A 5,287-nucleotide genomic window follows, 5' to 3' on the forward strand; every position below is an offset into this window, starting at 1 on the left:
CGCCCGGGTCAGGCGCGTGGGCTGCGGCGGTACGCCGACACCGTCGGGTCGCCGGTGACCCAGAACCGCCACGCCACGTCGGCGGCCTTCGAGACGCCGACCCGGGGTCCGGCGCTGATCTCCGGGACCGTCGCGGGCGGGTCCCCCAGGCGTACGCCGTCGGGTCCCAACAGGTCGGTGCCCAGGTCGTCGAGCGACAGGCCCAGCGCCCGGGCGAGGTTGCCGGGGCCCCGGGCGAGCTGCACGTCCGTGACCCCGGGGCGGCGCGTCCGCGCGAGCTCGATCCCGTCCACGACCTCCCCCGCCCGGACGAGGACCGCGGAGGCCTCCTCGGTCGGGCCCGTCACGACGTTGGCGCACAGGTGCATGCCGTAGGACCGGTAGACGTACAACCGCCACGCGCGGCCGTACATGATCTCGCTGCGGGGCGTACGGGTGAAGGCGTGCGACGCGGGGTCGTGGACTCCCCCGTAGGCCTCGACCTCGGTGATCCGCACCGCGACGCCGTGGCCGTGCAGGGTCCGGCCGAGGAGCCCGCGGGCGAGCTCGTCGACCGTCCCCGGGCCGTCGACGGTCAGGCGACCTTCTCGATGATGACGTCCTTCGCCGGGGCGACGCCGTCGGCAGCGTTGCCGTCCTTCTCGATCTGCTGCGCGACCTTGAGGCCGGTCGTGTCGACCGTGCCGAACACCGTGTAGTCCGGCGGGAGCTGGGCCTCGGCGAGCACGATGAAGAACTGCGAACCGTTGGTGTCGGGGCCGGCGTTGGCCATCGCGAGGGTGCCGGCCGGGTAGGTCTCCTTGCCGGTCAGCTCATCGGCGAAGCTGTAGCCGGGGCCACCGCTGCCCGTGGCCGAGGGATCGCCGCACTGCAGCACGAAGCCCGGGACCAGACGGTGGCACTTCGTGCCGTCGAAGTAGCCCTGTCCCGCGAGCGAGGCGAACGAGCTGACGGTGCACGGCGCGGAGTCCGGCGTGAAGGTCGCCTTGATGCTGCCGCGGTTGGTCGCGATGGTCAGGGCGTCGACGGTCTTCGGCTCGCTCGGCGGCAGCTCGGCCGCCTTGCCCGGCTCGGGGGCCTTCTTGTAGCTGCAGGTGCCGGCGCCGGCCGAGGCCTGGTCGTCGGAGCCGCCGCACGCGGTCAGCAGGGTGGTCAGCAGGACGGCGGCCGAGGCGGCCAGGAGTCGAGAACGCATGCGGGGAGCGTATCGAGCAGCCCCACGCCGGCCGGCCGTGCCCTCAGGCGAGGCGGGAGCGGAGCTCGGCGAGCTGTTCGGCGACCCGCACCTGGGCCGTGCCGCCCCGGGAGCTGCGCGAGGCGAGCGAGCCCTCGACGGTCAGCACCTCCCGCACACCGGGCGTCAGCGCCGGGGAGATCGCCGCGAAGTCGTCGTCGGACAGGTCCCACAGCTCGATCCCCCGCTGCTCGCACGCCTGGACGCACGCGCCGGAGATCTCGTGGGCGTCCCGGAACGGCACGCCCTCGCGGACCAGCCACTCGGCGATGTCGGTGGCGAGCGCGAATCCCTGCGGCGCCAGGGCCTGCATCCGCTCGGTGTTGAACGTCAGCGTGGCGACCATCCCGGCGAACGCCGGCAGCAGGACCTCGAGCGTGTCGATCGAGTCGAACACCGGCTCCTTGTCCTCCTGCAGGTCGCGGTTGTACGCCAGCGGGAGCCCCTTGAGCGTCGCGAGCAGGCCCGTGAGGTTGCCGATCAGGCGACCGGACTTGCCGCGGGCGAGCTCGGCGATGTCGGGGTTCTTCTTCTGCGGCATGATGCTCGACCCCGTGGAGTAGCCGTCGTGCAGCGTGACGAAGTCGAACTCCTTGGTGTTCCAGATGATGATCTCCTCGGCCAGCCGGGACAGGTCGACCCCGATCTGGGCCGTGACGAACGCGAACTCGGCGACGAAGTCGCGGGCGGCGGTGCCGTCGATCGAGTTGGCGGTCGAGCCCGTGAAGCCGAGGTCCGCGGCGACCTTCTCGGGGTCGAGGCCCAGCGACGAGCCCGCCAGGGCCCCCGAGCCGTACGGCGAGTCGGCCGCGACCCGTGCGTCCCAGTCGGCGAGCCGGTCGAGGTCCCGCACCAGCGGCCAGGCGTGTGCCAGCAGGTGGTGGGACAGCAGGACGGGCTGGGCGTGCTGCAGGTGCGTACGCCCGGGCATGGCCACGCCGAGGTGGGTCTCGGCCTGGGCCGCGATCGCCTCGACGAGCTGGGTCACCAGGGCCGCAACCTGCCGGCCGTGGTCGCGCAGGTACATCTTGAACAGCGTGGCGATCTGGTCGTTGCGCGAGCGTCCCGCCCGCAGCCGGCCGCCCAGGTCGGCGCCGAGCCTCTCCAGCAGGCCGCGCTCCAGCGCGGTGTGCACGTCCTCGTCACCCGGCTGGGCGACGAACGCGCCCGACGCGACGTCGGCCGCGAGCTCGTCGATCCCCCGGACCAACGTCGTGAGGTCGTCGCGGCTCAGCAGGCCCGCGGCCTGCAGGACGGAGGCGTGCGCCCGGGACCCGGCCAGGTCGTAGGGCGCGAGCCGCCAGTCGAAGTGGGTCGACCGGGACAGCTCGACCAGCTCGGGCGACGGTCCGGAGGCGAAACGGCCGCCCCACAGGGCGGTGTTCTCGGTGCTCTCGGCTGACGGGGCTGCGGGGTCGGTCACTGGTTCTCCTTGGGTGACGAGCCGGCCAGGCTCGTGAAGCGTTGGGCGACGGCCTCGCCGCCGTCGGGGTCACGGCAGATCATGACGACGGTGTCGTCGCCGGCGATCGTGCCGATGACGTCGTGTGGGTCGGAGTGATCGATCGCGGAGGCGAGGTACTGCGCGGCACCCGGCGGCGTGCGCAGCACGACGAGGTTGGCCGAGGCCTCGGCCGCCACGAGCAGCTCACGGGACATGCGGGCGAGCCGCGCCTGCGAGGCCGAGCGGTCCGTGGCGGGCCGGGGACGACGGTCGCCGCCCTCGCCGGGCACGGCGTAGATCAGGCCCGAGCCGCCGTGCCGCACGCGGACGGCGTCGAGCTCGACGAGGTCGCGGGACACCGTGGACGGGGTCGCGTTGACGCCCTGCTGGTCGAGCAGCTCGACCAGCTCACCCTGCGAGCGCACGGCGTTGCGGGACAACAGCTCCACGATGAGCTGCTGGCGTGCGGTCTTGGTGTCCGCCGTGCTCATGCCGTCCCCCTCATCAGGGGCGTCCCTCGGAGGAGGTGGCCAGGAGCCAGACCATCAGGGCCTTCTGGGCGTGCAGGCGGTTCTCCGCCTCGTCCCAGACCGCGCTCTGCGGCCCGTCGAGCACCTCCGAGGAGATCTCGACGCCACGGTAGGCCGGCAGGCAGTGCAGGACGATCGCGTCCGGCGCCGCGAGCGCGAGCCGGTCGGCGGTGACGGAGTAGTCGCCGAACAGCGCGAGCCGGGCCTCCTTCTCGGCCTCCTGGCCCATCGAGATCCAGGTGTCGGTGATGACGACGTCGGCGCCGTCGACCGCCGCGGCGGCATCGTCGGTGACGGTGACCGATCCCCCGGTCCCGGCCGCGATCTGAGCCGCGTCCGCGACGATCTGCGGATCGGGCTGATAGCCCTCGGGCGCGCCGATCCGGACGTGCATCCCGGCGGTCGCCCCGCCGAGCAGGTAGGAGTGGCCCATGTTGTTGGCGCCGTCACCGAGATAGGCCACGGTCAGGCCCGCGAGGGTGCCCTTGCGCTCCAGGACGGTCTGCCAGTCCGCGAGGATCTGACACGGGTGGAAGTCGTCGCTCAGGGCGTTGATGACCGGCACCCCGGCGTGGGCCGCCATCTCCTCGAGGCCCGCCTGGGCGTACGTCCGCCAGACGATCGCGCTGGTCATGCTGCCCAGCACCCGGGCCGTGTCGGCGATCGACTCGCCGCGTCCGAACTGGGTCGTGCCGGAGTCCAGGATCAGCGGGCTGCCGCCGAGATCGGCGATGCCGACACCGAACGAGACCCGGGTCCGGGTCGACGCCTTGTCGAACACGACCGCGACGGTCTGCGGGCCGGCCAACGGCTTGCGCGCGTAGGGATCGGCCTTGATCGCGGCGGCGAGCGCCAGGACCTCGGCCTGCTCGTCGGGGTTCAGGTCGTCGTCGCGCAGGAAGTGCCGCAGCTGTCCGCTCATGCCGAGACCTCGTCCAGGACCGCCCGGATCCCGGTGACGGCATCGGCGGCCTGGTCCTCGCTGAGGATCAGCGGCGGGGCCAGGCGCAGGCGGTCGGGGGTCGCGTTGTTGAGGATCAGGCCCGCGGCGAGCGCGGCCTTCTGCGCCTCGACGGCGACGGGCTCGCGCAGCACGATGCCGACCAGCAGGCCCCGCCCGGTGACGTCGGTGACCTGTGGGTGGTCCGCGAGGCCGCGCCGCAGCTGGTCCCCCACCCGGGTGACGTGGCCGAGCAGGTCGTCGGACTCGATCGTCGCGATGACCGCGAGCGCCGCGGCGGTCGCGACGGCGTTGCCGCCGAACGTCGTGCCGTGGTTACCGGGCTGCAGCAGACTGCCGGCGGCGCCGACCGCGAGGCACGCGCCGATCGGGATGCCACCGCCGAGCCCCTTGGCCAGGGTGATGAGGTCGGGGACGATGCCGGACGCGGAGTAGGCGAACCAGTCACCGGTCCGTCCCATGCCGGTCTGCACCTCGTCGATCCACAGCAGGGCGCCGTGCCGGGTCGTGATGTCCCGCGCGGCCTGCAGGTAGCCCTCCGGGGGGACGACGACGCCGGCCTCGCCCTGGATCGGCTCGAGCAGGACCGCCGCGACGGTGTCGTCGACGGCGGCCTCCAGCGCCGCCGCGTCGCCGTAGGGCACCCACGTGACGTCACCGGGGAGCGGCTCGAACGGCGCGCGGTAGGCCTCCTTGGAGGTCAGCGCCAGCGCGCCCATCGTGCGGCCGTGGAACGATCCCTCGGCGACGACGATGCGGGTGCGGCCGGTGCGGCGGGTGATCTTGAACGCCGCCTCGTTGGCCTCGGCGCCGGAGTTGCTGAAGAAGACCCGGGCGTCCTGTCCGACGAGTGCCACGAGCTTCTCGGCCAGGGCGATCTGCGGCTCGGTCGCGAAGAAGTTGGACGTGTGGCCCAGCGTCGTCAGCTGGCGGGTGACGGCCTCGACGATCGCGGGGTGGCCGTGCCCGAGGGCGTTGACCGCGATCCCGGCCAGCAGGTCGAGGTACTCCGTGCCGGCGTCGTCCCAGACGTACGCGCCCTCGCCCCGCACCAGCATCCGCGCCGGCGTGCCGAACGTGTTCATGAGCGCACCCTCGTAGCGGTCGGTCCAGGTCGA

The 5,287-nt window shown here is 73.0% G+C and carries 6 protein-coding genes; all 6 read right to left on the reverse strand.

What is annotated here, in order from left to right:
- Positions 1-8: 8 nt before the first annotated feature.
- On the reverse strand, positions 9-578 hold the full coding sequence (locus tag JWQ91_RS00035; RefSeq protein ID WP_297779131.1) for a DNA-3-methyladenine glycosylase: 570 nt from the start codon (positions 576-578) through the stop codon (positions 9-11).
- Positions 575-1,195 (reverse strand): peptidylprolyl isomerase, encoded by a 621-nt coding sequence (locus JWQ91_RS00040; RefSeq protein ID WP_297779119.1) that lies wholly within the window; start codon positions 1,193-1,195, stop codon positions 575-577. The genes JWQ91_RS00035 and JWQ91_RS00040 overlap by 4 nt, the downstream gene beginning before the upstream one ends.
- Positions 1,196-1,238: 43 nt before the next feature.
- Positions 1,239-2,657 (reverse strand): argininosuccinate lyase, encoded by a 1,419-nt coding sequence (gene argH, locus JWQ91_RS00045; protein WP_297779122.1) that lies wholly within the window; start codon positions 2,655-2,657, stop codon positions 1,239-1,241.
- On the reverse strand, positions 2,654-3,169 hold the full coding sequence (locus tag JWQ91_RS00050; RefSeq protein ID WP_297779124.1) for an arginine repressor: 516 nt from the start codon (positions 3,167-3,169) through the stop codon (positions 2,654-2,656). Before JWQ91_RS00050 ends, argH begins: the two co-directional genes overlap by 4 nt.
- Positions 3,170-3,182: 13 nt before the next feature.
- A complete protein-coding gene (argF, locus tag JWQ91_RS00055; RefSeq protein WP_297779125.1) occupies positions 3,183-4,130 on the reverse strand; it encodes an ornithine carbamoyltransferase in 948 nt (315 codons plus the stop codon).
- A partial coding sequence (locus JWQ91_RS00060) for an acetylornithine transaminase (protein ID WP_297779128.1) occupies positions 4,127-5,287 on the reverse strand: 1,161 nt, incomplete at its 5' end. The genes JWQ91_RS00060 and argF, both read right to left, overlap by 4 nt.

The sequence above is a fragment of the Aeromicrobium sp. genome (assembly GCF_025965075.1).
Taxonomy (GTDB): Bacteria; Actinomycetota; Actinomycetes; order Propionibacteriales; family Nocardioidaceae; genus Aeromicrobium.